This window comes from Enterobacter cloacae complex sp. HYC080_NIDB (assembly GCF_056673325.1).
Map to the genome: position 1 here is coordinate 2,981,490 of NZ_CP114212.1, position 25,539 is coordinate 3,007,028.

The 25,539-nt window shown below is 56.2% G+C and carries 18 protein-coding genes, 2 pseudogenes and 1 CRISPR repeat array (1 of these 21 cut by a window edge); of the genes and pseudogenes, 10 read left to right on the forward strand and 10 right to left on the reverse strand.

All coding sequences use genetic code 11. From position 1 onward, the window contains the following. Positions 1-151: direct repeats of the CRISPR family, unit length 28 nt; unit sequence TTTCTAAGCTGCCTGTACGGCAGTGAAC (it extends 299 nt beyond the left edge of the window). A gap of 175 nt (positions 152-326) precedes the next feature. The 3 genes from O1723_RS14190 to clpS form a co-directional block, all read right to left on the reverse strand. Continuing rightward, the gene (locus tag O1723_RS14190; protein WP_045307508.1) at positions 327-770 is read right to left on the reverse strand and encodes a hypothetical protein; all 444 of its coding nucleotides are present in this window, start codon (positions 768-770) and stop codon (positions 327-329) included. Positions 771-1,200: 430 nt separating this feature from the next. Then, positions 1,201-3,480 carry an ATP-dependent Clp protease ATP-binding subunit ClpA gene (gene clpA / locus O1723_RS14195; protein WP_014831269.1) on the reverse strand — a complete coding sequence of 760 codons (2,280 nt, stop codon included), beginning with the start codon at positions 3,478-3,480 and terminating at the stop codon, positions 1,201-1,203. Between the two features lie 27 nt (positions 3,481-3,507). After that, positions 3,508-3,828, reverse strand: coding sequence for an ATP-dependent Clp protease adapter ClpS (clpS, locus tag O1723_RS14200; RefSeq protein ID WP_006174393.1), 321 nt, complete (start codon positions 3,826-3,828; stop codon positions 3,508-3,510). A 267-nt stretch (positions 3,829-4,095) separates the two neighbouring features. Between clpS and cspD the strand changes: the two genes are divergently transcribed. Further along, positions 4,096-4,317 carry a cold shock-like protein CspD gene (gene cspD / locus O1723_RS14205; RefSeq protein ID WP_008499993.1) on the forward strand — a complete coding sequence of 74 codons (222 nt, stop codon included), beginning with the start codon at positions 4,096-4,098 and terminating at the stop codon, positions 4,315-4,317. A 70-nt stretch (positions 4,318-4,387) separates the two neighbouring features. On the opposite strand, the gene macB is transcribed toward cspD, so the two are convergent. Next, the gene (macB, locus tag O1723_RS14210; RefSeq protein ID WP_023332529.1) at positions 4,388-6,328 is read right to left on the reverse strand and encodes a macrolide ABC transporter ATP-binding protein/permease MacB; all 1,941 of its coding nucleotides are present in this window, start codon (positions 6,326-6,328) and stop codon (positions 4,388-4,390) included. After that, on the reverse strand, positions 6,325-7,440 hold the full coding sequence (gene macA / locus O1723_RS14215; RefSeq protein WP_023337008.1) for a macrolide transporter subunit MacA: 1,116 nt from the start codon (positions 7,438-7,440) through the stop codon (positions 6,325-6,327). Before macA ends, macB begins: the two co-directional genes overlap by 4 nt. A gap of 159 nt (positions 7,441-7,599) precedes the next feature. On the opposite strand from macA, the gene O1723_RS14220 reads away from it, so the two are divergent. Next, on the forward strand, positions 7,600-8,556 hold the full coding sequence (locus tag O1723_RS14220; protein ID WP_023337007.1) for a VirK/YbjX family protein: 957 nt from the start codon (positions 7,600-7,602) through the stop codon (positions 8,554-8,556). Here the strand turns inward: O1723_RS14220 and O1723_RS14225 are convergent. Then, positions 8,553-10,211, reverse strand: a complete 1,659-nt coding sequence (locus O1723_RS14225; protein ID WP_014883194.1) for an ATP-dependent endonuclease — start codon at positions 10,209-10,211, stop codon at positions 8,553-8,555. The genes O1723_RS14220 and O1723_RS14225 overlap by 4 nt on opposite strands. Positions 10,212-10,500: 289 nt before the next feature. On the opposite strand from O1723_RS14225, the gene aqpZ reads away from it, so the two are divergent. From aqpZ to hcr, 4 genes are all read left to right on the forward strand, one after another. Beyond that, entirely contained in the window at positions 10,501-11,196 is a 696-nt protein-coding gene (aqpZ, locus tag O1723_RS14230) for an aquaporin Z (RefSeq protein WP_248190775.1), read from the forward strand. 170 nt (positions 11,197-11,366) lie between these two features. After that, on the forward strand, positions 11,367-12,266 hold the full coding sequence (locus O1723_RS14235; protein ID WP_248190772.1) for a LysO family transporter: 900 nt from the start codon (positions 11,367-11,369) through the stop codon (positions 12,264-12,266). Positions 12,267-12,410: 144 nt separating this feature from the next. Further along, on the forward strand, positions 12,411-14,063 hold the full coding sequence (hcp, locus tag O1723_RS14240) for a hydroxylamine reductase (RefSeq protein WP_023337003.1): 1,653 nt from the start codon (positions 12,411-12,413) through the stop codon (positions 14,061-14,063). Between the two features lie 10 nt (positions 14,064-14,073). Then, on the forward strand, positions 14,074-15,042 hold the full coding sequence (gene hcr / locus O1723_RS14245; protein WP_023337002.1) for an NADH oxidoreductase: 969 nt from the start codon (positions 14,074-14,076) through the stop codon (positions 15,040-15,042). 574 nt (positions 15,043-15,616) lie between these two features. Here the strand turns inward: hcr and O1723_RS14250 are convergent. Further along, the gene (locus O1723_RS14250; RefSeq protein WP_023337001.1) at positions 15,617-16,051 is read right to left on the reverse strand and encodes a DoxX family protein; all 435 of its coding nucleotides are present in this window, start codon (positions 16,049-16,051) and stop codon (positions 15,617-15,619) included. A 151-nt stretch (positions 16,052-16,202) separates the two neighbouring features. On the opposite strand from O1723_RS14250, the gene poxB reads away from it, so the two are divergent. The 4 genes from poxB to O1723_RS14270 all read left to right on the forward strand — a co-directional run bounded on the left by poxB (position 16,203) and on the right by O1723_RS14270 (position 21,514). Next, positions 16,203-17,921: a ubiquinone-dependent pyruvate dehydrogenase gene (gene poxB / locus O1723_RS14255; RefSeq protein ID WP_023337000.1), complete on the forward strand. Its 1,719-nt coding sequence runs from the start codon at positions 16,203-16,205 to the stop codon at positions 17,919-17,921. A 38-nt stretch (positions 17,922-17,959) separates the two neighbouring features. Further along, the gene (ltaE, locus tag O1723_RS14260; protein ID WP_479983837.1) at positions 17,960-18,961 is read left to right on the forward strand and encodes a low-specificity L-threonine aldolase; all 1,002 of its coding nucleotides are present in this window, start codon (positions 17,960-17,962) and stop codon (positions 18,959-18,961) included. A 10-nt stretch (positions 18,962-18,971) separates the two neighbouring features. After that, a complete protein-coding gene (locus O1723_RS14265) occupies positions 18,972-20,411 on the forward strand; it encodes an SDR family oxidoreductase (protein WP_023336998.1) in 1,440 nt (479 codons plus the stop codon). A gap of 89 nt (positions 20,412-20,500) precedes the next feature. Then, entirely contained in the window at positions 20,501-21,514 is a 1,014-nt protein-coding gene (locus tag O1723_RS14270) for an NAD-dependent epimerase/dehydratase family protein (protein ID WP_023336997.1), read from the forward strand. A gap of 104 nt (positions 21,515-21,618) precedes the next feature. Here the strand turns inward: O1723_RS14270 and O1723_RS14275 are convergent, their stop codons facing one another. The 3 genes and pseudogenes from O1723_RS14275 to gspC all read right to left on the reverse strand — a co-directional run bounded on the left by O1723_RS14275 (position 21,619) and on the right by gspC (position 25,291). Beyond that, positions 21,619-23,316, reverse strand: a complete 1,698-nt coding sequence (locus O1723_RS14275) for a glycoside hydrolase family 19 protein (RefSeq protein WP_248190801.1) — start codon at positions 23,314-23,316, stop codon at positions 21,619-21,621. Next, a pseudogene (locus O1723_RS14280) lies at positions 23,255-24,547 on the reverse strand (secretin N-terminal domain-containing protein); the annotation flags it as partial. The pseudogene O1723_RS14280 and the gene O1723_RS14275, both read right to left, overlap by 62 nt. Positions 24,548-24,560: 13 nt before the next feature. Further along, a pseudogene (gspC, locus tag O1723_RS14285) lies at positions 24,561-25,291 on the reverse strand (type II secretion system protein GspC). Between the last annotated feature and the right edge of the window lie 248 nt (positions 25,292-25,539).

Below are 25,539 nucleotides of genomic sequence, written 5' to 3' on the forward strand. Positions count from 1 at the left end.
TTCTTTCTAAGCTGCCTGTACGGCAGTGAACGCCGCTGCGCGCAACTTCCCGTTACCGTGGCGTTTCTAAGCTGCCTGTACGGCAGTGAACTTTGAGCGTAGCGGAGGCGGCGCAGCATATAGTTTCTAAGCTGCCTGTACGGCAGTGAACAGGAAGAAAACAGCGCTATCTTATTGTTATTAAGGCAACTAAGCAACGTTAACAGGCAAAACCCTTTTTTCTGCAACGCAAAAAAAACATTATAAATCAACGAGTTATAAAGAATCTCAAAAAAAGGGTTTCTCCGTTGTCGCCAAGGGACAGCCCCTGGCGGTGCGCACTCCACTCAAGAAATAACAGAATTTCCCGTTCCGGCATCATGAGGAGATACCACATCTGCCGCCATTGAATGCGTGAAGTCATGCAGTAATCCCGTCAGGTGCGGCAACATATCGCGGTCAAAATGCGATACCAGCAGTACATGGTTTAATGCCCGGCAGTAGTCGCATTTCGTTTCTGTATCTTCGAGCAGCCACTCTTTTTGTCGCGGTTCTTCCGCTTCGTTCTCAAATTCCACCACCTGAAAGTCACGCATTGATTCTGTGAGGCCGGTTTTCATTTCTTCCAGGTATGCACCAAGGCAACGGCATACGGGCTGCGTCTGCGGGAGTGATTTGCAGTCAAGGAGGATTTCGGAGAGCAGCTTGCAGCGCTCAGCAAGGGTTGGGAGATCGGGATTGAGGGAGAGTTCGCTGTAAAATGGAGAGTAAGACTGGTTTTCCATATTCATAATTTCCATATTAAAAACTGAAAACTACCACCAGAAACGCCAACTTCGGGTGGTAGACTGAACCGGTTTGGCGTACCGACCATATGGAAAATCGGCGCTTCAAAAGAAGCCCCGGTTCAGCCCACCATATTTGAAGACACGGATTATACCGCAGCTAAAATTAGAGTGAACGAAACCAGTGACGTTGTTGTGAACAACATCTTTCCATATGTGTGTAATCAGGACGCCAATCCCGACACCTGATTTTGCAGGTGCGCCGCCATTTTATTACTGTGGATTCATCCAGCAACAGACATCGAAAGAAACTGGAAAGCGCCTCGCAAAATTCCTCTGCGGCCTGATGCCCTCACCCCGGCCCTCTCCCACAGGGAGAGGGAGCAAACAATAAAAAACGGCAACCGAAGTTGCCGTTTTGCTTTTACCTTAATACTCAGTGAGCCGCTTCCGGCTTGTGCTTCGCAGCACTCTGGAAGTCGTACGTCAGCTCGTTCTTCGCCTGATCCAGCGCCACGGTCACCTGACCGCCGTCCACCAGCGAGCCAAACAGCAGCTCGTTCGCCAGCGGTTTCTTCAGGTTGTCCTGAATCACGCGCGCCATCGGACGGGCACCCATCGCACGGTCGTAGCCTTTCTCAGCCAGCCAGTTGCGGGCCTCCTGACTCACTTCAAGCGATACGCCTTTCTGGTCCAGCTGTACCTGCAACTCGACGATGAACTTGTCCACCACCTGATGGATCACCTCGGTAGACAGGTGATCGAACCAGATAATGTTGTCCAGACGGTTACGGAACTCCGGCGTAAAGATCTTCTTGATCTCTTCCATCGCATCGGTGCTGTTGTCCTGATGGATCAGGCCGATGGATTTACGCTCGGTTTCACGCACCCCGGCGTTGGTGGTCATCACCAGCACCACGTTGCGGAAGTCCGCCTTGCGCCCGTTGTTGTCGGTCAGCGTCCCGTTGTCCATCACCTGCAGCAGGATGTTGAACACATCCGGGTGCGCTTTCTCGATTTCATCGAGCAGCAGTACCGCGTGCGGATGCTTGATCACCGCGTCGGTGAGCAGGCCGCCCTGGTCGAAGCCCACGTAGCCCGGAGGCGCACCAATCAGGCGGCTGACGGTGTGGCGCTCCATGTACTCGGACATATCAAAGCGCAGCAGCTCAATGCCCAGCGCTTTGGAGAGCTGAACCGTCACCTCGGTTTTCCCGACGCCGGTTGGGCCAGCGAACAGGAAGGACCCGACAGGCTTGTGCTCATGCCCCAGCCCGGCGCGGGCCATCTTGATCGCTTCGGTTAAGGCCTCAATGGCTTTATCCTGACCAAAGACCAGCATTTTCAGGCGATTGCCGAGGGTGCGCAGCGTGTCGCGGTCACTCTGAGAGACGCTCTTCTCAGGAATACGTGCGATACGGGCCACCACGGACTCAATGTCCGCCACGTTAACCGTTTTCTTACGCTTGCTGGCCGGCATCAGGCGCGCTCGCGCCCCTGCCTCATCAATCACGTCAATCGCCTTATCCGGCAGATGACGATCGTTGATGTATTTCACCGCCAGCTCCACCGCTGCACGTACCGCTTTCGCGGTGTAACGCACGTCGTGGTGCGCTTCATACTTCGGCTTCAGACCGTTGATGATCTGCACCGTTTCCTCAACGGACGGTTCAGTCACGTCAATTTTCTGGAAGCGGCGCGCCAGCGCACGGTCTTTTTCGAAGATGTTGCTGAACTCCTGGTAGGTCGTGGAGCCAATCACGCGGATCTTGCCGCTGGAGAGCAGCGGTTTGATCAGGTTAGCGGCATCCACCTGGCCACCGGACGCCGCACCTGCGCCGATGATGGTGTGGATCTCATCGATAAACAGAATGCTGTTGGTGTCCTGCTCCAGCTGTTTTAACAGCGCCTTGAAGCGTTTTTCAAAATCGCCGCGGTATTTGGTGCCCGCCAGCAACGAGCCAATATCCAGCGAGTAGATGGTGCAATCGGCAATCACTTCCGGCACATCGCCCTGCACAATGCGCCAGGCCAGACCTTCGGCAATCGCGGTTTTCCCCACGCCTGACTCACCCACCAGCAGCGGGTTGTTTTTGCGGCGACGGCACAGCACCTGGATCGCGCGCTCCAGCTCTTTATCGCGACCAATCAGCGGGTCGATACCGCCAACGCGAGCAAGCTGGTTAAGATTGGTGGTGAAGTTTTCCATACGATCCTCCCCGCCTGCTTGCTCTTCATTGTTATTGACCTGATTGCTGGAATCCGAAGCCTGGTTAGGCTCGTCTTTACGCGTTCCGTGAGAAATAAAGTTCACCACGTCGAGTCGGCTGACTTCGTGTTTGCGCAGCAGGTAGGCCGCCTGTGACTCCTGCTCGCTGAAGATGGCGACCAGGACGTTTGCGCCAGTCACTTCGCTACGTCCGGAAGACTGGACGTGGAATACCGCGCGCTGCAGCACGCGCTGGAAGCTGAGCGTCGGCTGCGTGTCGCGCTCCTCTTCACTGGCTGGCAGCACCGGTGTGGTTTGTTCGATGAAGGCTTCGAGTTCCTGACGTAGCGCCACCAGATCCACGGAGCAGGCTTCCAGCGCTTCGCGGGCAGATGGGTTGCTAAGCAGTGCGAGCAGTAAATGCTCGACAGTCATAAACTCATGTCGGTGCTCACGCGCTCTGGCGAAAGCCATGTTTAAACTGAGTTCCAGTTCTTGATTGAGCATAGGCACCTCCCCCAATTTTATGCCTTATCAGGCCTTTTCCAGCGTACACAGCAACGGATGCTCGTTCTCCCTCGCATAGTCGTTCACCATCGCAACTTTGGTTTCCGCCACTTCTGCCGTAAAGATGCCGCAGATGGCTTTGCCTCGATAATGAACGGTAAGCATCAGTTGCGTTGCACGTTCTACATCATAAGAAAAGAACTTTTGTAGCACGTCAATAACAAATTCCATCGGCGTGTAATCATCGTTCATTAACATAACTTTATACATAGATGGCGGTTTTAGCGCGTCACGCACTTTATCTTCCGCCAGCTGGTCAAAATCCAGCCAGTCGTTGGTCTTACCCATTTTGCATAACCACTTTGAATCTACCTCAGATGTTAGATAACAATCATCTATTACTGTCATCCGCGATGTCTGTCACAAACCGTTGCAATAGCGTTAACTGCTTCAAACTTTGGTTGATTATTGTCCCATCTCCAGCGCCAAACGCTTGACGACGTCTTTCGTTTCTCTAAATTGTACAAGCGTGAGATGGCGAGGTTTTGAACAGCCCCCACTCCACCACCGGTTCATTCCATCTTAACTTATAAGATTTACGAAGGATGTCGAAGCATGGAAATGGGTACTGTTAAGTGGTTCAACAACGCCAAAGGGTTTGGCTTCATCTGCCCCGAAGGCGGCGGCGAGGATATCTTCGCTCACTATTCCACCATTCAGATGGATGGTTACAGAACGCTCAAAGCCGGGCAGTCCGTCCGGTTCGATGTACACCAGGGACCAAAAGGCAATCATGCAAGCCTTATCGTACCCATTGAAGCAGAGACGGTTGCATAGCGCTCTGTTTTATTGTGTACATCCCGCAGTCAAAATGCCAGCCCGATCGGCTGGCATTTTTATTTTCGGGTTATTCCCGAGCCAGCGCATCCACCGGATCCAGCCGCGCCGCGTTGCGGGCGGGGAGCCAGCCAAACAAAATGCCGGTAAAGGTCGAACATAAAAATGCGGTAATAATGGCGACCGGCGAGAAACCAATCTCCCACCCGGGTAAAAAGAGCTGGAGCGCGAACGCAATCATCATCGAGAGCGCAATCCCCATCGCCCCGCCGACCAGGCACACCAGCACAGCCTCAATCAGAAACTGTTGCAGTACATCACTGGCTCTGGCCCCGACCGCCATGCGGATGCCAATCTCCCGGGTACGTTCCGTGACCGACACCAGCATGATATTCATCACCCCGATGCCGCCGACGACCAGCGAGATCACCGCCACCAGCGTGAGGAACAGCTGAAGAGTACGTGTGGTCTTTTCCGCCGTTTTCAAGAGGCCGTCCATGTTCCAGGTGAAGAAATCCTTCTTCCCGTGGCGCAACGTGAGCAAACGCTCAAGCTGCTGTTCGGCCAGCGCGCTGTCGTAGCCCTCCTTCACGCGCACGGTGATGGAGTTGAGCCATGACTGCCCCATGATCCGCCCGGAAATCGTTGTGTAGGGCAACCAGACGCGCAGGATCTTGCTGCTGCCAAACATCGACTGTTTCTCTTCCGCCACACCAATGACCGTAGCAGGCATGTTGCCGACCAGGATCACTTCACCGACCACACTGGCTTTATTAGGGAAGAGTTGCCTGCGTGAGTTCGCGTCCAGCACCACCACCTGCGCCCTGCCCGCCAGCTGTTCGGCATTAAAGGTCGCCCCTTCGCTGAAGGTCATGCCGTAGACGTTGAAGTAGTCACCGCTGACGCCGTTGGCGCTGGCGGCAACGTCAACATTCCCTACCCGCAGACGCAGGTTTTGCGAAACGGCTGGCGTGGCGGAGTTTACCCACGGCTGCTTCTGAATCGCTGCCAGATCGTCATACTTTAGCGCCTGCTGATACTGCGGTTCGTCGTCGCCAAAGTCCTTGCCGGGATAGACATCAATGGTATTGGTACCGATGGCGCGAATATCGGCCAGCACCAGCTGCTTGGCGGCGTCGCCCACCACCACAATCGAGACCACGGAAGCAATACCGATGATAATCCCGAGCATGGTCAGCAGGGTGCGCATTTTGTTGGCCGCCATCGCCAGCCAGGCCATGTTCAGCGCTTCACGAAAGCCGCTGGAAAATTGTCCCCAGCCGGTTGAGGCTGGCAGCGCTTCTTTCGGGGCTGCCGCTCTGGACGCACGCGGCGGCGGGTTGCTGACCAGCTCGCCGTCGTGGATCTCAATAATGCGTTCCGCCTGCGCCGCCACCTGCGGATCGTGGGTAACGATGATCACCGTGTGCCCCTGATCGCGAAGCTGGTGGAGGATCGCCATCACCTCTTCACCGGAATGGCTGTCGAGCGCCCCGGTGGGTTCATCCGCGAGGATCACCTGCCCGCCATTCATCAGCGCGCGGGCAATACTCACGCGCTGCTGCTGGCCACCGGACAGCTGCGACGGCTGGTACTCCACGCGTTCAGCCAGCCCGAGACGCGTTAACAGCGTCTTCGCACGCTCAAGACGTTTCTTCCGCTCCACGCCTGCATAGACGGCGGGCACTTCGACGTTTTGCGCCGCGTTCAGGTGTGAGAGCAGGTGGTAACGCTGGAAGATAAAACCAAAATGTTCCCGGCGCAGCTTCGCCAGGGCGTCGCCGTCGAGCGTGGAGACATCCGTCCCGGCCACGCGATAGGTCCCGCTGGTGGGTTTATCCAGGCAGCCGAGAATGTTCATCAGCGTCGATTTACCGGAGCCTGACGCGCCGACAATCGCCACCATCTCGCCCGCTTCCACGCGCAGGGAGATGCCTTTCAGCACCTCCACCGGACCGTCGCCCGACGGATAGCTGCGACGGATATCCTTCAGCTCAAGCAGCGCGGTCATTTCGCGGCTCCGGGCAGGCTTTCACTGACAACCACCTCCTCACCCTCTTCCAGCCCTTTCATCACCACCACATCGGTATCATTACGCGCGCCAATCACCACTTCGCGATCGCGCGTCTCGCCGTTGCGCAGCACTTTCACTTTATAGCGATTGTCCCCGGCGGATTCGCCCAGCGCGGAGAGCGGAATGGTGAGCACGTTCTTCACGCCGGTCAGCTGGATATGCACCTGGGCAGTCATATCCAGACGCAGCACGCCCTGTGGGTTTGGCACCTCAAAACGGGCGTAGTAAAAGATAGCGTCGTTAACCTTTTCCGGCGTCGGCAGAATGTCTTTCAGCACGCCTTCATAGCGCGTCTGCGGGTCGCCAAGCACGGTAAACCAGGCGTTCTGCCCCGGTTTCAGATGGATCACATCCGCCTCGGAAACCTGCGCTTTGACCAGCATAGTGCTCATATCCGCCAGCGTCAGAATGTTAGGCGCCTGCTGGGCGGCAATTACCGTCTGCCCCTGCAGCGTAGTGATCTGGGTGACTTCACCGGCCATCGGCGCAACGATTTGCGTGTAGTCGAGGTTGGTTTTCGCCGTGTCCAGCGAGGCCTGATTGCGTTTGATTTGTGCGTCGATGGTGCCAATCTGCGCCTGCTTGACCGCCAGCTCCGTCGTGGCAGTATCTAAATCCTGCTTCGAGATAGCCTGGGTTTTTGCCAGCGCCTGCTGACGGGTCAGCGTGACCTGGGCCAGATTACGTTCAGCCAGCGCCTGAGCACGCTGGGCGCGCAGCTCCATCAGCGTGGCTTCCACCTCGCGGATCTGGTTCTCGGCCTGTTCAGGATCGATAACACCCAGCAGCTGGCCTTTTTTTACCTTATCACCGATCTCTACCGACAGCGTTTTCAGCTGGCCGCTGACCTGAGCGCCGACGTCAACCTTGCGCAATGCATCAAGCTTGCCCGTCGCCAGGACGTTTTGCTGCAGTTCGCCGGGGCGAACGATCAGTGTCCGGTACTGCGGCACCGGTGCGTTAAGCACCTGCCATAACCAGAATCCACCGACTAAAATCACGACCGCCAGCAGCAGAAATAGCGTTCTGCGTTTTCCCTTGAGGTTCATAAATATTCCAAATAAATGTTCTGGCAATAATAAATGTTGATTCTATCTAAACGACTCCTTAACGAAACCCCTGTTCTCCGAAATCGTCCTAATTTGTTGACGAGATGTTGATATTCCTCTTGTTGAAATAGCGATATTCCAAAAGATTCAGGATTTATCATGTCTTCCATCGTCGATACGCCTTATTCCCCCCTGACGCAGCCTGCCTCCGGCTGGCAGCTTTTCAAAAACCTGGCTTTGGGTAAGCTTACCCCAGGACTGGCATGGCAGAATCCAGCTTATCGGCGCAAGTTCGTATTACGGTCGCTTGCGGCTCCCGTCACCACCTCTCGCCTGTTGACGCGCCTGGCAAAGCAGCCGCGTCTGATGCAGATATTACAAGCTCAGCCGGGGCTGCCCTGCCGGATGCACCGCCCGTGGCTGACGGTGAATATGGAACGTCAGCACGCGCTGGAGTCTCTAAGCTGGCACTATCAGACCATGAGCCGCCAGCTTCCGGCGACGCTACTGCAGGGCTATCTTTCGAAGCAGGGTGCCACGCTGCTGACCTTAACCGGTAAAGATGAACAGCACTTTGCCGTTCGCCTGTGTGCTGATGCGTTTATGGATAAAGAGGGAGAAGCCACCCTCGTCTTCTGTGACGATCAAAATACAGTCCTGGCGGAGATAACCTTCACGCTCTGCCCGCTTGCCGGAAAATCGACGCTGTTCATTGGCGGTTTGCAGGGCGCAAAAGCGCATGTTCCCCATGAGCGGATCCAGAAAGCGACGAAGGCCTGCCATGGGCTGTTCCCGAAACGTCTGCTGGTTGAAACCGCCATGACGCTCGGCGCCGCTTTCCCGGTCGAACAGATTGTTGCCGTCAGTAACGACACCCATATTTATCGCAGCTGGCGCTACCGCAAGAAAAAAGAGGGAAAACTGCTGGCTGATTATGACAGCTTCTGGCTCTCCCTCGGCGGTGAAAAGCAGGATAGCGGTAACTTTATGCTGCCGCTTGTCATGCCGCGTAAACCGATGGAAGAGATTGCGAGCAAAAAACGTTCCGAATATCGCCGTCGCTACGAACTGCTGGACAGCCTGATTCAGCAGGTGAATCAGGCGACCCGGGGTTAATCCGCCCTCCCGCGTGCCAGCCACAGCACGCGGGAGAACATCTTCCTCAGCAGAGTGGGCACCGCCTCCACGCCCCGCCTTCCCGCTTCCGTCGCCACTTCAATCGCGAGATCCGGTTTTGACGAACGGTGTATCGCTTTGGCGATCACGCGGCGCATGTTCATCGGAACATCGACCGGCACCATCGCAATGCGGTGGAACACATCGTCAAACCCCTGACGATACATAAAGTGCTCCATGTCCATCGCGGGGAGCATGGTTAAATGGTCGCGCTCTTCTTCCCGTTCATTATTCAGCAGGCTACGCACGGTCGAGGCATACTTTTTACCCGCCTCGTCACCGTCCACCAGCACATGCCATTCAATACCCATCCGGCGGGCAAATTTTATCAGCGGTTTTAATCCCGACTGGGCAAATTCGATCACCTTAATGCCTTCCGCATCAAAATGGTGCCCACACTGGCGCGCCAGTTCGTTGATGACCCAGGTCTCCGTTTCCCCTTCCACCAGCAGCCAACAGCGGGCAAAAAGTGACGACGCGCGATTAAAACGAATATGAAACGCGATGCGCCGCCCGTCTTCGGCATTTAAACCGCCAGGCCCGAGACGGTACGCGGAGACCCGCGAAGACTCGCGCACCAGACGGCAGATATGCTCAACCGGCGTCATGGATAATAGCTCACCAGAATTGGTGGTCGTAATACGCTGGAGCGGCAGCAAATTCAGCAGATGCCAGGCCACCGAGAGCATGATGGGGTGAAGCCGCGTTTCAGGGTCTTCCACCAGCAGCAACGGGCGGGCATCCCGGTCAAGACGCACGGTGCCTTTAGCCTGCAAAAGTGTTGAAAACAGCCCCAGCAGAATCACCCGATGGGTACGACCGCCGGGCCGGTCGATCATCCGGTTGATGATGTCGAGATAGCGCCAGCTGCGTTGTTCATCATGAGAGCGACGGCGCATCAGCCGGTGGCGCGACTCCGATGTCCCCTGCTCGGAAAAATAGTGCTCCAGCAGTTGTACCATCGCGGACAACCCCTGGCGAATCTGACCATCGGTCAGGTTTTGCGGACGCGACACCAGCTCACGCGCCAGAAAATCCAGCTCGCGGGCGGTGACTTCCACCTCCGGCATGTTCGGTACCGTGCCGTTACGGATACGCCGCATAAAGCGCGCATCACGCAACCGTAATACCGGCGTCAGGCGGGTCAGGTGGCGAGCCAAATCGTCGATGTTGTCCAGTGGGATCGGGTTGGCTTTTTCATCAAGAAACTCGCGCAGGGTCAGGACCCCTTCGTTTTCCGCCATCTCGCCTTCCAGGCGATAGAAAATCCGGTGGAAATCATCGTCACAGGGCACCCAACAGGGTGACAGCGGTCGGAAGCGACGCACGCGGTGACGGCCTGGCTCGGATTCACGGAACGTCAGGATAATATGCAGGTGCTTCTCGCGTCCCGTCACGTCCCCGGGCGGGAACCAGAAATCGTCGTGGACAAAGTGATACAGATCGTCTTCGGGGGAAAGCAGTAACGTCAGCGCATCGAGCAGGCTGGACTTACCCCACGCGTTCTCGCCGATCAGGACGTTGTTCTGCTCAAGCTGCAGCGACAGGCGGTTAATACCGCGAAACCCGACAATTTCCACACGTTCGAGAAGCATAAATCCCCCGCGAAATGAACACTTTTTCCTTTAAGTTATCAGCAGTATAGCGGGAGGAATCTTGTCACGACAGCATAACATTCACCCTGAGAAGAATTGGTCTATGCTCTATTTACCGCTCATTTGAACAAGGAATGACATCACATTGCCTTAAATCAAATTTATCGAATTTATTTAAGTGGCGAAGGGATGTTGTTGGTTTCTAAAATACGGGCTCTTTGAGTCGTCATCCCTTTATGGCGATATATCCCGCCCGCGGGAAAGCGCGCGGAAATTATTTGAGGTGGTTATGTTTAGAAAATTGGCTGCAGAATGTTTTGATACATTCTGGCTGGTATTTGGTGGCTGCGGTAGCGCCGTTCTGGCAGCAGCGTTCCCGGAATTAGGCATTGGTTTTGTCGGCGTCGCGCTGGCGTTTGGCTTAACCGTATTAACCATGGCCTTCGCCGTGGGGCATATTTCGGGTGGTCATTTTAACCCGGCTGTGACGTTAGGTTTATGGGCGGGCGGTCGTTTCCCCGCTAAAGACGTCATTGGCTACATCGTGGCGCAGGTGGTGGGCGGTATTATTGCGGCTGGCGTTCTGTACGCTATTGCCAGCGGTAAGGCCGGCTTTGACGCGGCCGCCAGCGGCTTCGCCTCAAACGGCTTTGGCGAGCACTCGCCGGGCGGTTACTCCATGCTGTCTGCCATCGTGATTGAAATTGTGCTGACCGCGGGCTTCCTTCTGGTGATCCACGGCGCCACCGACAAACACGTGCCTGCTGGCTTTGCCCCTATTGCTATTGGTCTGGCGCTGACGCTTATCCACCTGATTTCAATTCCGGTCACCAACACCTCCGTTAACCCGGCACGCAGTACCGCCGTCGCCATCTTCCAGGGCGGCTGGGCGCTTGAGCAGCTGTGGCTGTTCTGGGTGATGCCAATTATCGGCGGTATTCTGGGCGGCGTGCTGTATCGCACCCTGCTGGAAAAACGCGATTAATCTTTCCCTCCCTCTCCCTGTGGGAGAGGGCCGGGGTGAGGGCAACAGGCCGCACATACAAGCCGGGTAAGGCGTAGCCGCCACCCGGCTTTCTTTTGCCGCTTTACTGAATAGCCTTTATTGGGTAGTGTCTCTGGCGCTCAACAGACACTCAAAAGGACCGGCTGTTCATGTTTTCAGGACTCCTCATTATTCTGCTGCCCCTGATTGCGGGCTACCTTATTTCGCTGCGTCAGGAATCCGCATTACGGCTTATCAACCGTTTTCTCAGCGGGATTGTTTACCTCATTCTTTTCTTTATGGGGATCAGCCTGGCCTTCCTGGATAACCTGTCCGCGAATTTACTCTCCATTTTGCATTATTCAGCCGTCACGGTTACGGTTATTTTGCTGTGCAATATTGCCGCACTGCTGTGGCTGGAACGCACCATTCCCTGGAAAAATCATCACCACCAGGAAAAGCTGCCCTCCCGTATTGCGATGGCACTTGAGTCATTAAAACTCTGCGGCGTCGTGGTGCTCGGTTTTCTTCTGGGTCTCACCGGATGGGCATTTTTACAGCACGCGACAGAAGCCAGTGAATATACCCTGATCTTCCTGCTGTTCCTGATTGGTATCCAGCTGCGAAATAACGGCATGACCCTGAAACAGATTGTCCTCAACCGTCGGGGAATGATTATTGCCGTAATGGTTGTCGCCAGCTCAATGGTGGCGGGTGTGATGAATGCTTTTATTCTCGATCTGCCGCTGAAAACCGGCCTGGCAATGGCCTCCGGATTTGGCTGGTACTCCCTTTCCGGTATTCTGCTGACCGAATCATTCGGTCCGGTGATCGGCAGCGCCGCCTTCTTTAACGATCTGGCGCGTGAGCTGATTGCCATTATGCTGATCCCGGGGCTGGTTCGCCGCAGTCGCTCTACCGCACTGGGTCTGTGCGGCGCGACGTCGATGGACTTTACGCTACCGGTACTTCAGCGCTCAGGCGGGCTGGAAATGGTACCCGCGGCCATCGTGCACGGCTTTATTTTGAGTTTGCTGGTTCCCATTCTGATGGCGTTCTTCTCTGCCTGATACTTCTTTGGCGGTAGGGTGCCTGCCGCCAAAATTGCGCTAAATCAATCTCCCTCTATTTTATAGCAGAAAGCGCTTTTCACCGTTCTGGCACAGGCATAACCTTAAACATGTATATCAAATATAACTTTAACAGGTGTGATTATGTTTTGTGTGCAATGTGAACAAACCATCCGTACCCCGGCAGGCAATGGCTGCTCTTACGCGCAGGGTATGTGCGGCAAAACCGCAGAAACATCAGACCTGCAGGACCTGCTGATTGCTGCCCTGCAAGGCCTTTCCGCATGGGCATTCAAAGCCCGCGAATACGGCATCGTCGACCACTACGTCGACAGCTTCGCGCCGCGCGCATTCTTCTCTACGCTGACCAACGTTAACTTTGATTCCCCTCGCATCGTCGGCTATGCCCGTGAAGCTATCGCCCTGCGTGAAGCGCTGAAAGCGCAGTGCCTGAACGCTGATGCTAACGCTCGCGTGGACAACCCGATGTCAGAACTCCAGCTGGCGAGTGATGACCTGGGCGACCTCCAGCGTCAGGCGGCAGACTTTACCCCGAATAAAGACAAAGCAGCGATTGGCGAGAACATTCTCGGCCTGCGCCTGCTGTGCCTGTACGGTCTGAAAGGCGCAGCGGCGTATATGGAGCACGCGCACGTTCTCGGTCAGTACGACAACGATATCTACGCGCAGTACCACAAAATCATGGCGTGGCTGGGTACCTGGCCTGCCGATATGAACGCCCTGCTTGAGTGCTCAATGGAAATCGGCCAGATGAACTTCCGCGTGATGAGCATTCTGGATGCCGGTGAAACCAGCACCTACGGCCACCCGACGCCAACGCAGGTCAACGTGAAGGCGACCGAGGGTAAATGTATCCTGATCTCCGGTCATGACCTGAAAGATCTTTACAACCTGCTGAAGCAGACTGAAGGCACTGGCGTCAACGTTTATACCCATGGCGAAATGCTGCCTGCGCACGGCTACCCGGAGCTGCGTAAATTCAAACATCTGATCGGTAACTACGGCAGCGGCTGGCAGAACCAGCAGGTGGAGTTCGCCCGCTTCCCTGGCCCTATCGTGATGACCTCTAACTGCATCATCGACCCTACCGTGGGCGCGTATGACGACCGCATCTGGACCCGCAGCATCGTCGGCTGGCCGGGCGTGAGCCACCTCGAAGGCGACAATTTCGGTCCGGTTATTGCCCAGGCGCAGCAAATGGCGGGCTTCCCGTACAGCGAAATTCCGCATCTGATCACCGTCGGCTTCGGCCGAGAAACCCTGCTCGGCGCCGCAGATTCGCTGATCGATCTCGTCAGCCGTGAAAAGCTGCGCCACATCTTCCTCGTCGGCGGCTGCGACGGCGCGCGCGGTGAGCGTAACTACTTCACCGATTTCGCCACCAGCGTACCGGACGATTGCCTGATCCTGACCCTGGCGTGCGGTAAATACCGTTTCAACAAGCTGGACTTCGGCAATATCGAAGGTCTGCCGCGCCTGATCGATGCGGGCCAGTGTAACGATGCTTACTCGTCCATCATTCTGGCGGTTACCCTGGCGGAAAAACTGGGCTGTGGCGTGAACGACCTGCCGCTGTCGCTGGTGCTTTCGTGGTTTGAGCAGAAAGCGATCGTCATCCTGCTGACCCTGCTCTCTCTGGGCGTGACCAACATCGTGACCGGCCCGACCGCGCCAGGTTTCCTGACGCCGGACCTGCTGGCCGTGCTGAACGAAAAATTCGGCCTGCGCTCCGTCACCAACGTTGAAGATGATATGAAGCAGCTGCTGAGCGCGTAAGGAGTTATTCATGACCATGCCAACCTCACAATGTCCGTGGCGGATGCAGGTTCATCACATCCACCAGGAGACGCCGGATGTGTGGACGCTCTCACTGATTTGCCACGATTACTATCCGTACCGTGCCGGTCAGTATGCGCTGGTCAGTGTCCGCCATTCGGCGGACACCCTGCGTGCCTACACGATCTCCTCAACGCCGGGCGTGAGCGAATACATCACGCTTACCATTCGCCGTATTGATGACGGTGCTGGCTCGCAGTGGCTGACCCGTGACGTGAAGCGCGGAGACTATATCTGGCTGTCAGACGCCCAGGGCGATTTCACCTGTGACGACAAGGCGGAAGATAAATTCCTGCTGCTGGCGGCGGGCTGTGGCGTCACGCCGATTATGTCCATGCGCCGCTGGCTGGCGAAAAACCGTCCGCAGGCCGACGTGCAGGTGATCTTTAGCGTTCGCTCTCCGGAAGATGTTATTTTTGCCGAGGAGTGGCGTAATTATCCGGTAACACTGGTGGCAGAACACAATGCGGTCCACGGTTTTGTGCCCGGCCGTCTGAGCCGCGAGCTGCTGCAAAGCGTGCCGGATATTGCGCACCGTACCGTGATGACCTGCGGCCCGGCGCCTTACATGGATATCGTCGAGAAAGAAGTGAAGGCGCTTGGCGTGACCCGCTTCTTCAAGGAGCAATTCTTCACGCCGGTAGCAGAGGCGGCAACCAGCGGGATTCAGTTTACTAAGCTACAGCCTGCGCAGACCTTCTTTGGCCGCGTGGGAACGACTTTGCTGGAGGCACTCGAAAGCAATAAGGTACCGGTAGTGGCCGCCTGCCGTGCGGGCGTATGCGGTTGCTGTAAGACGAAAGTGGTTTCAGGTGAGTACACTGTCACCAGTACCATGACGCTCTCCGACGCGGAAATTGCCGAAGGTTACGTGCTGGCGTGCTCATGCCATCCGCAGGGGGATCTGGTCCTCGCATAATCTGACGCGGTGCCCCCGTTTTTGCCGGGTGGCACTGCGTTTACCCGGCCTACCTTGTAGGGGCTGGATCGTCGTAGGCTCGGTAAGCGCTAGCGCCACCGGGCTTATAATCAGGCGGCACATTGTTTGTGCCGAACTACATATGGTTGCTGCGTGTACGGCAGTGAACATTATAAAAACGCGCATATGCGGGCAAAAGACTTTCTAAGCTGCCTGTACGGCAGTGAACAGGATCCCCGGCTCGAATCCTGAAAGTATTCCTTTCTAAGCTGCCTGTACGGCAGTGAACCCGGCCCGGGCGAGCTTATCCATCCGTGGTTCTTTCTAAGCTGCCTGTACGGCAGTGAACATAGACTGCCGCCTTGCTCATTCTCGCGAGTGTTTCTAAGCTGCCTGTACGGCAGTGAACTGGAACAATCTACACCTATCACTTTGTCAGATAAAGAAATAACCTAAAAAATCGTCTCGATCCCTTTTTTCTTCACATACATTTCAGCACAATAAAATCAATAAGTTACAAACAGCCAATAAAAAAGGGTCCATAGACCCTTTCCTTCATACCAGAGCCCAAACCTCAACGCCACGCCGGTGCTTTCCCCAGCGCAAACCGCCCTGCCCCTAAAAATGCCACCGCCAGCGAGCCAATAAAGAAGTACACCAGGCTTTCAATCGCCCATGCCCCAACCTTATCGAGGGCGAACGTTTCACCCATTCCTACCATCAGCCATGCCACAATCATCGTAAACGCCAGCATCAGCGCGGCCGGTCGCGTAAAGAGGCCGACAATAATCAACATCGGTGCCACCACTTCGCCAATCAACACGCCATAAGCGATAAACCCCGGCAACCCTTTTTCCACCAGCATGCCGCTGATAAAGCCCACGCCGCCGAATAACTTGTGCAAACCGTGAAAGAGCATCAACCCACCGACGGCAAGTCGTAACAAGAGTTTGCCAAGATCGACGCACGATAGCTTTTCATTAACAGCAATTAACAATGATTTAACCATTTGAAATGATTCCTGTTTTCACCTGAGTCAGCACCAGATTATGCCGAATTATCGCGCAAGGAAACCCTGTTAATTGAGGGGTATTGAGCAGGCAATACAGCGACTTTCTTCTAAGCTTGTAAGCGATATCACAAAAAGGAGAAGGACACCCATGAAACTAACCGTGGCTGCATATATAGCGAAAACCCTGGAACAGGCTGACGTGAAACGTATCTGGGGCGTAACCGGCGATTCCCTGAACGGACTGAGCGACAGCCTTAACAAAATGAAAACCATTGAATGGATGCCGACCCGCCATGAAGAGGTCGCCGCATTTGCCGCGGGAGCCGAAGCGCAGCTCACCGGTGAACTGGCCGTGTGTGCAGGCTCGTGCGGGCCAGGTAACCTGCATCTGATCAACGGTCTGTTTGACTGCCACCGTAACCACGTGCCGGTGCTGGCGATTGCCGCCCATATCCCCTCTTCCGAAATCGGTAGCGGCTATTTTCAGGAGACGCATCCGCAGGAGCTGTTCCGTGAATGCAGCCACTATTGCGAACTGGTTTCATCCCCGGAGCAGATCCCGCAGGTCCTGGCAATCGCCATGCGCAAGGCGGTGCTGAACCGCGGCGTGTCGGTGGTCGTTATCCCGGGTGATGTGGCCCTTAAGGCCGCACCAGAAGGGGCCAGCACCCACTGGTATCACGCCCCGCAGCCTGTGGTGACGCCTGCGGAAGAAGAGCTGAAAAAGCTGGCGCAGCTGCTGCGTTACTCCAGCAATATTGCCCTGATGTGCGGTAGCGGCTGCGCGGGCGCGCACAAGGAGCTACTTGAATTCGCGGGTAAGCTAAAAGCCCCCATTGTTCACGCCCTGCGCGGCAAAGAGCACGTCGAGTACGACAACCCCTACGATGTGGGAATGACCGGGCTGATCGGTTTCTCCAGCGGGTTCCACACCATGATGAACGCCGACACGCTGATTTTACTCGGTACCCAGTTCCCTTACCGCGCGTTTTACCCGACGGATGCCAAAATCATTCAGATTGATATCAATCCGGCCAGCATCGGCGCGCACAGCAAGGTAGATATGGCGCTGGTGGGCGATATCAAATCCACCCTGGCCGCCCTGCTGCCGCTTCTCGAGGAGAAAACGGATCGCGCGTTTCTTGATAAAGCCCTCAGTGACTACCGCGATGCCCGTAAGGGACTGGACGATCTCGCCAAACCGAGCGACAAAGCCATCCACCCGCAGTACCTGGCACAGCAGATCAGCCATTTCGCAGACGACGACGCCATTTTTACCTGCGACGTCGGCACGCCAACCGTCTGGGCAGCACGCTACCTGAAGATGAACGGCAAACGACGCCTGCTGGGTTCGTTCAACCACGGCTCGATGGCCAACGCCATGCCGCAGGCGCTGGGCGCAAAAGCGACGGCACCGGAACGTCAGGTGGTGGCCATGTGCGGCGACGGCGGGTTTAGCATGCTCATGGGTGATTTTCTCTCCGTGGTACAGATGAAGCTGCCGCTCAAAATCGTAGTCTTCAACAACAGCGTACTGGGCTTTGTGGCGATGGAGATGAAGGCCGGTGGCTATCTGACGGACGGTACCGAACTGCATGACACCAACTTCGCGCGCATTGCCGAGGCGTGCGGCATCACCGGTATTCGCGTGGAAAAAGCGTCTGACGTGGATGAAGCCCTGCAGCGCGCCTTCTCTATCGACGGCCCAGTGCTGGTGGATGTGGTAGTCGCCAAAGAAGAGCTGGCTATTCCACCGCAAATCAAGCTAGAACAGGCGAAAGGTTTTAGCCTCTATATGCTGCGCGCCATCATCAGCGGCCGCGGTGATGAAGTGATCGAACTGGCAAAAACCAACTGGCTCAGGTAAAACATTTCACGTGACCTCTTAAAATAAAGGGATGTGAAATGATTGATTTGCGTAGTGATACCGTTACCCGCCCGAGCCGTGCCATGCTCGAAGAGATGATGGCCGCCCCGGTCGGGGACGACGTCTACGGCGATGACCCGACGGTCAACGCGTTACAGCGCTATGCGGCAGAGCTGAGTGGCAAGGAGGCCGCGCTGTTCCTGCCGACCGGCACGCAGGCGAACCTCGTGGCGCTGCTCAGCCACTGCGAGCGCGGCGAAGAGTATATTGTCGGCCAGGGCGCGCATAACTATCTCTACGAAGCCGGCGGTGCGGCGGTGCTCGGCAGCATCCAGCCGCAGCCGATTGACGCCGCGCCGGACGGTACACTCCCGCTCGATAAGGTCGCGGCAAAAATCAAAGCCGACGATATTCATTTCGCCCGCACAAAACTGCTCAGTCTGGAAAATACCCACAACGGTAAAGTGCTGCCCCGCGAGTACCTGAAAGCGGCGTGGGACTTCACCCGCGAGCGCAAGCTCGGCCTGCACGTTGACGGTGCGCGCATTTTTAACGCCGTAGTGGCGTACGGCTGCGAGCTGAAAGAGATTACGCAATATTGCGACTCGTTCAGCATTTGCCTCTCCAAAGGGCTGGGTACGCCGGTGGGTTCTCTGCTGGTCGGCAATGCGGATTACATCAAGCGCGCCAACCGCTGGCGTAAGATGACCGGCGGCGGCATGCGCCAGGCGGGTATTCTGGCGGCGGCGGGTCTGTATGCTCTCAAAAATAACGTGGCGCGCCTGAAAGACGATCATGATAACGCCGCATGGATGGCCACACAGCTGCGCGAGATCGGAGCGGACGTGATGCGCCACGACACCAACATGCTGTTCATTCGCGTGGGCGATGACCACGCCGCTGCGCTGGGTGAATTTATGAAAGCGCGCGGCGTGCTGATCAACGCCTCTCCGGTGATGCGTCTGGTCATGCACCTCGACGTGAACCGCGAACAGCTGGCAGAGGTGGTGAAACACTGGCAGGCGTTTTTACAGCGCTAAGGAGCCTCACGTGCCGCAACGCATTCTGGTGCTGGGCGCCAGCGGGTATATCGGTCAGCATCTCACCACGGCGTTAAGCCAGCGGGGACATCAGGTGCTGGCAGCGGCACGCAACACCGACCGCCTGCAAAAGCTGGCGCTGCCGGGCGTCACCTGCCACAACGTTGACCTCAACTGGCCGAAGGCGCTTCCCGCGCTGCTGGAAGGGGTCGACACGTTTTACTACCTGGTCCATAGCATGGGCGAAGGCGGCGATTTTATCGCCCACGAGCGACAGGTGGCGTTGAACGTCCGCGATGCCCTGCTGCAAACGCCGGTGAAGCAGGTGATTTTTTTAAGCTCGCTTCAGGCGCCTGAGAGCGAGCAGTCCGATCACCTGCGCGCCCGCCAGCTGACGGCGGACACCCTGCGCGGGGCGAATATCCCCGTCACCGAACTGCGCGCAGGGATCATCGTCGGCGCGGGCTCAGCCGCTTTTGAAGTGATGCGCGATATGGTCTACAACCTGCCGGTACTGACGCCGCCGCGCTGGGTCCGCTCGCGCACCACGCCGATTGCGCTGGAGAATTTGCTCCACTATCTGGTGGCATTGCTCGATCACCCGGCGGAGCAACACCGTGTGCTTGAAGCAGCAGGCCCTGAGGTGCTGAGCTATCAGCAGCAGTTCGAACATTTCATGCGCGTCAGCGGACGCCGCCGCTGGCTGATCCCCATCCCCTTCCCGACCCGCTGGATCTCAGTCTGGTTTTTAAATGTGATCACCTCCGTGCCGCCGACCACCGCCAAAGCGCTAATTCAGGGGCTGAAACACGATCTGCTGGCGGACGATCGCGAGCTGCGCGCCTTAATCCCTCAGGATCTGATCCGGTTTGACGACGCGGTACGCAATACGCTGAAAGAAGAAGAGCAGCTGGTGAACTCCAGCGACTGGGGTTATGACGCGCAGGCCTTTGCCCGCTGGCGGCCGGAGTACGGTTATTACCCGAAACAGGCGGGCTGCACGGTAAAAACCTCTGCCAGCCTTGAGGCGCTGTGGGAAGTGGTGAACCAAATTGGTGGCAAAGAACGTTATTTCTTCGGCAATCTCCTCTGGCAAACGCGGGGGACAATGGATCTGCTGGTGGGGCACAGGCTGGCGAAAGGTCGCCCGGCGCGCCCGTATCTTGAGGTGGGCGACGCGGTCGACAGCTGGAAAGTGATCATCGTCGAGCCGGAAAAGCAGCTGGCGTTGTTGTTCGGTATGAAAGCGCCGGGGCTGGGGCGACTCTGCTTCACCCTCAAGGATAAAGGCGATCGCCGGGAACTGGACGTCCGCGCCTGGTGGCACCCGCACGGGATGCCGGGCCTTTTTTACTGGCTGTTCATGATCCCCGCCCATCTTTTTATCTTCCGGGGAATGGCGAAACGAATTGCGCAACTGGCAGAACAAAAAACGAAAATAACTCATTAAAACGCTTTTTCTTTCACCTTTCCCATTGCATAGCGCCGTAATTCACGAAAGAATGCGCACGAAATTCTTTTTCAACACAGTGGATTGATATGAAGGTACTGGTTACCGGGGCGACCAGCGGCTTAGGCCGAAATGCGGTCGAATTTCTGCGCAACAAGGGCATTAGCGTCAGGGCTACCGGTCGCAACGAGGCGATGGGAAAACTGCTGCAAAAAATGGGCGCAGAGTTCGTCCATGCCGACCTGACGGAGCTGGTCTCCTCGCAGGCGAAGGTGATGCTCGCCGGAATCGATACGCTGTGGCACTGCTCCAGTTTTACCTCTCCGTGGGGGACCCAGGAAGCCTTCGATCTCGCCAACGTGCGGGCCACCCGCCGTCTGGGCGAATGGGCCGTTGCCTGGGGGGTACGTAACTTTATTCATATCTCCTCCCCGTCGCTCTATTTCGACTATCACCACCATCGCGATGTGCAGGAAGATTTCCGTCCGGCACGCTTTGCCTGTGAATTTGCGCGCAGCAAGGCGGCCAGTGAAGAGGTGATCGACCTGCTGGCGCAGTCGAACCCGCACACCCGCTTTACGGTACTGCGTCCGCAGAGCCTGTTCGGACCGCACGACAAAGTGTTTATTCCGCGCCTGGCTCAGATGATGCATCACTACGGCAGCGTGCTGCTGCCGCGCGGTGGCGATGCGCTGGTGGATATGACCTATTACGAAAACGCCGTCCACGCCATGTGGCTGGCCAGCCAGTCGGACTGCGATAAGCTGATCTCTGGCCGCGCCTATAACATCACCAACGGCGAACCCTGTACGCTACGCAGCATTGTGCAGCGGCTGATTGATGAACTGCAGATCGACTGCCGCATCCGTTCTGTCCCCTACCCCATGCTTGACATGATTGCCCGCAGCATGGAGCGATTTGGCAGTAAAGCGGCCAAAGAACCTGCGCTGACGCATTACGGCGTCTCTAAACTCAATTTTGATTTCACGCTGGATATTTCGCGGGCAGAGAACGAACTGGGGTATCGGCCGGTGGTGACGCTGGATGAAGGGATTGTGCGCACGGCGGCGTGGTTACGGGATCACGGCAAACTGCACCGCTAGCCTGTTGCCTGGTGGCGGCTTCGCCTTACCGGGCCTACAACTGCACCGTACCGCTGGAAAGGGTGCAAAAACTAAAACGGCAACCTTTCGGTTGCCGTTTGCTTTTACAGAGCTGTCCAGGCATCAGACCATGCCAGACCAGCGCCCGGTTCATAGTATGCCGGGGCGTTGTTACACCAGCCGCTGTACGGGAACGGTTTGCACTGGAACAGTTTACCGTGGTTGTTCACGATATCACCGGCCTTGTACTTGCTGTTCGCGCTCCACGCCGCGTAATCGCCAGACGTGCCTTCGTCCTGAGACGGTGCTGCTTTGGCTTTCACGTTCAGCAGATAAGAGGTCGTGCTGCTCAACTCACCGTCGCTCACGGTCAGGCTGATTTCAATCTGCTGAGCCGTTGCAGACTCTGGAGCAGTAAAGGTGACAACCGCTTTATCCTGACCGGTTACGGTCTGACCGTCCTGGGAACGCCAGGTGTAGGTCAGCGCGTTGCCGTCTGCATCGGTAGAACCTTCCGCGCTCAGAGAGACATGTGCACCCGCCTCAACGGCGCCGATTGGACCCGCGATATGCGCCACCGGCGCGTGATTCACCACAGCAGGTTCAGCCGGGGTTTCATCCGGAACTGGCGCTGGCGCCGGCGTTTCGTCTTCTGACGGCGTAGGCGTTGGCGTTACCGGGGTTTCATCCGGCGTAACGGAACCGTCGTCGTTAACGATGTTCACGTTAAAGAACTTCTGCACGCACTTGCTGTAATCACCCTCTTTGAACGCGCTGAACGGCGTCTGGTAACCAACGAGCTGGCAAGAGTAGGTTTCGCCGCTTGGCGTATCCGCGCTCCATCCCCAGTCCTGCTCCCAGTAAATCTTCAGCGCGCCAGCACCGCCTTCGTCGAACTGCTTCATGTTCGCGCAGCCCAGCACTTCGTTCGCCGGAACAGGGACCTTCAGGTAGTTCGCGAACTCTTTGTAGTACTTGATACGGTTTTCAGACTGTGCAATTTCAGTTGGACCGCCGCACTCAACGCCACCGTTGATGATCTGGGTGGTCACGCCGAAGCCAGGGACCAGACCGTTGGCTTTATCGTGATCGTTCGGCTGCCATGTACCGTCGATAACCTGCAGCATGCTTGGTTTAGGCGGCTGCGGATAGGCGAAGAAGAAGATCGCACTCGCCAGGTTCAGCCAGGTATCCGCCACCAGCTCAGGTTTGTCGAGCAGCGTACGCACGTCACCGTACATCGCTTCAGAGAACGGGCCGTAGTTGTAGTTGTAGGACAACTGCTTCGCACCGCGACCGAAGTAGCTCAGGAAGTCGCCGTCTTTATCTTTACCGCACGGCCAGGTCTGACCCTGCCAGACGTCCGGGTTACATTCGCCGTTATAGCCGCCCTTCTGGCCTTCGCTCCAGCCCATCTCACGCACGTGAACCAGGGCCTGACGCCATTCGGCTTCCGGACGCCAGCTTTCGTGACCGCCCGTTTCCTGAGCAAAGTGGGCAAACATGGTTGCCAGCTCTTTACGGCAGATAGCGTCACTGTCGCGACCGTCATTGTAGGTCTTACACAGCGCCGGGAATTTACCAACCGCTTTCAGGAAGTTGCTGTAGGTGTACGCCTGCGCGCGCAGCGGGAAGAGATATTCCCAGTCGCTGGCTTTCACGATCCCTTCCACGCGTTTCACGTTCTCCGGGTTCGCCGCACGACCAGGTTCAATCAGTTCAACCTGGGCGTTGTCCAGCGTCCAGCGTGACCACGCTTGGCGTAGAAAGAATGTCGTTCTTGGACCCGGTGGAGAGCGCAGTCATCAGCGCACCAAAATCACCGTTAAAGAAGCCGGTCGCCAGACCGGTATACGACAACCCTTTCATCGTGCCATTTTTGACCTGCCCGATTGTCAGGCCGGTGGATCCGAACTGGACGCCGCCGTGCTTGCTGGTCCACTGCACGCCCAGATCCATGCCGTTACCGTCCTGTACTTCCGCAATGATGGCTTCCACCAGCACCTGCGGACGGCGAATATCCAGCTTATCGATCACCTTCTCCAGGGAGTTCATCACGTTAGGCTGCGCGGTGATCACCAGAGAGTTGGTTGACTCGTCGGCGGTAATATTCAGATCGCTGGACGCGGCGGCGGTTTTCGCCTTTGGCGCGCCCGCTTTGTCTTTCAGCTGTTCGCCAATCCCGGTCAGCACCGGCACCACCTTGGTGGCGCTGGCGTATTTGAGATAGAACACGCGGGTATTCCCTTCGTTGTTCTGCTCGCGATCCAGCTCATGAATCAGAGAGCGGGTGCGGGTGCGCGCCGCTTCCGAGCCGCTGATCACCAGGCTGTTGGTCTCGTCATCCGCAACCACTTTCGTGGCCAGCTGCGGGGCGTTCTGCCCTTTCTGCTCTTCGTTGTTGAGGTTGTTCAACATGTCTGAGAGCTCTTTGGCAGAGGCAAAGCGCAGCGGCACAATTTCACGGCGCTGAACACCGTCTTTATCCACGCGCTGCACCAGATCCACCAGGCGGTTCACCACCGAGGCTTTACCGGTTAACAGCAGTACGTTGGACGGCTCAAAGTGAACCACGTTACCGATGCCGGTTGCGTCGTTGAGCTGGCGCAACAGCGGAGCAAGCTCGCGTACTGGCACATTTTCCATGCGCACGACGCGGGTGATGATTTCATCCCCTTTGCCCGGGTTGCTGCTGTCCGCCAGCGGCGCCCCGGCGGTGCGGGCGACGCTTGAACGCACCACTTTGACCATGCCGTTGTCCATCGGGATCACCGACAGGCCGTACAGGTCCAGCACGCTCAGGAAGAACTGGTAATACTCATCTTCCGTCAGCACGTTATAGGTTCTTACGGATACCGTGCCCTGAACGGACGGATCGACAAGAATGGTTTTATTAAGATTGCGGCCTACCGTATCGATAAACTCCCGAATATCGGTATTTTTAAAGCTCGCGCTAAAGTTCGCCGCGAACAGCGAACCTGAATATAACGACAATGCGGTCAGCGCCACGCACGCCCAAGGAAATTTCTTCATGGCTGTACACTTGTTAATTGTTTAGAACATTAATCCGAATATTTTCAAGGTGAGCGTGACGTCTGACGACGACCTCCGCTTCTTTCATTTTCGACCAGTTGGCAATAATATTTTTTGCCTTTGCTTCATCGGTCATATCGACAGAGTTTACTTTTACCGCCACATCCCCCTTTTCCAGTCCTGAATGACTGAAGAAGGCGGAGGCGTTCCTTGGATTAATGTTGTAGCCTTCCAGCTGGCCTTTTTCGATCAGAGGTTTTAACACCAGATAATCATCCAGATGCACGCTTTCCGCGCCTGCATCCTTCGTCGATTTCGTCACCGGGCCGCTGTCAACGCCGCCCTTAAAATAATCCGGCTTATTTAATGCGAGTACCTGCGTAGCACCTTCATAATTAACCACCACATTATCTTTATTAATTTCCTGAACAAACGCGTCGGTAAAACCGGTCAACGGCTCGCCCTCCCGGTAGCTTCTCGCCCCTCCGGGGGTTTTAATGACGGCGAAGGAGAGCCAGGCATCATCACTGCGCACGATACCTTCGATCTCCGCTGCCAGCGGCGCTTTTGCCGCTATCTCGACGTTATCCTGGCGAACAGCAGCCGTGAAAAGCGTGAAGGATTTTTCTTCGCGACGTTTTTCAGCGGCTGCACATCAGAATTAGCCAACTTATTTGTAACTTTTTTATAATCTTTAAACGTCAGATACCCTTGTTGGCCGCAAAATAGCAACAGCGCAAACATAATACAGGGGGTTATCCACCGTGACAGAAATGAGAACCTCATTTTTCATCTGGCCTATAGCAAAGCGAAAATAAGCAGCGTCGTGCTGCGCTAACATGTGAGGAAATAGTAATGAGCTGCTGTAAATTCGACCACTGACTTTGCCACTAACTTTCATACAGAAAACTATTGACCGTATAAAATCCAGATGTTAGGCATCGTCCAGTGGATATTTTTACCCTGTGTGTAAATTGACCACACCCTGGCGT

Coding starts and splice junctions, on each gene's coding strand:
- O1723_RS14190 (WP_045307508.1), bottom strand. CDS start 770: ATGAATATGGAAAACCAGTCTTACTCTCCATTTTACAGCGAACTCTCC.
- clpA (WP_014831269.1), bottom strand. CDS start 3,480: ATGCTCAATCAAGAACTGGAACTCAGTTTAAACATGGCTTTCGCCAGA.
- clpS (WP_006174393.1), bottom strand. CDS start 3,828: ATGGGTAAGACCAACGACTGGCTGGATTTTGACCAGCTGGCGGAAGAT.
- cspD (WP_008499993.1), top strand. CDS start 4,096: ATGGAAATGGGTACTGTTAAGTGGTTCAACAACGCCAAAGGGTTTGGC.
- macB (WP_023332529.1), bottom strand. CDS start 6,328: ATGACCGCGCTGCTTGAGCTGAAGGATATCCGTCGCAGCTATCCGTCG.
- macA (WP_023337008.1), bottom strand. CDS start 7,440: ATGAACCTCAAGGGAAAACGCAGAACGCTATTTCTGCTGCTGGCGGTC.
- O1723_RS14220 (WP_023337007.1), top strand. CDS start 7,600: ATGTCTTCCATCGTCGATACGCCTTATTCCCCCCTGACGCAGCCTGCC.
- O1723_RS14225 (WP_014883194.1), bottom strand. CDS start 10,211: ATGCTTCTCGAACGTGTGGAAATTGTCGGGTTTCGCGGTATTAACCGC.
- aqpZ (WP_248190775.1), top strand. CDS start 10,501: ATGTTTAGAAAATTGGCTGCAGAATGTTTTGATACATTCTGGCTGGTA.
- O1723_RS14235 (WP_248190772.1), top strand. CDS start 11,367: ATGTTTTCAGGACTCCTCATTATTCTGCTGCCCCTGATTGCGGGCTAC.
- hcp (WP_023337003.1), top strand. CDS start 12,411: ATGTTTTGTGTGCAATGTGAACAAACCATCCGTACCCCGGCAGGCAAT.
- hcr (WP_023337002.1), top strand. CDS start 14,074: ATGACCATGCCAACCTCACAATGTCCGTGGCGGATGCAGGTTCATCAC.
- O1723_RS14250 (WP_023337001.1), bottom strand. CDS start 16,051: ATGGTTAAATCATTGTTAATTGCTGTTAATGAAAAGCTATCGTGCGTC.
- poxB (WP_023337000.1), top strand. CDS start 16,203: ATGAAACTAACCGTGGCTGCATATATAGCGAAAACCCTGGAACAGGCT.
- ltaE (WP_479983837.1), top strand. CDS start 17,960: ATGATTGATTTGCGTAGTGATACCGTTACCCGCCCGAGCCGTGCCATG.
- O1723_RS14270 (WP_023336997.1), top strand. CDS start 20,501: ATGAAGGTACTGGTTACCGGGGCGACCAGCGGCTTAGGCCGAAATGCG.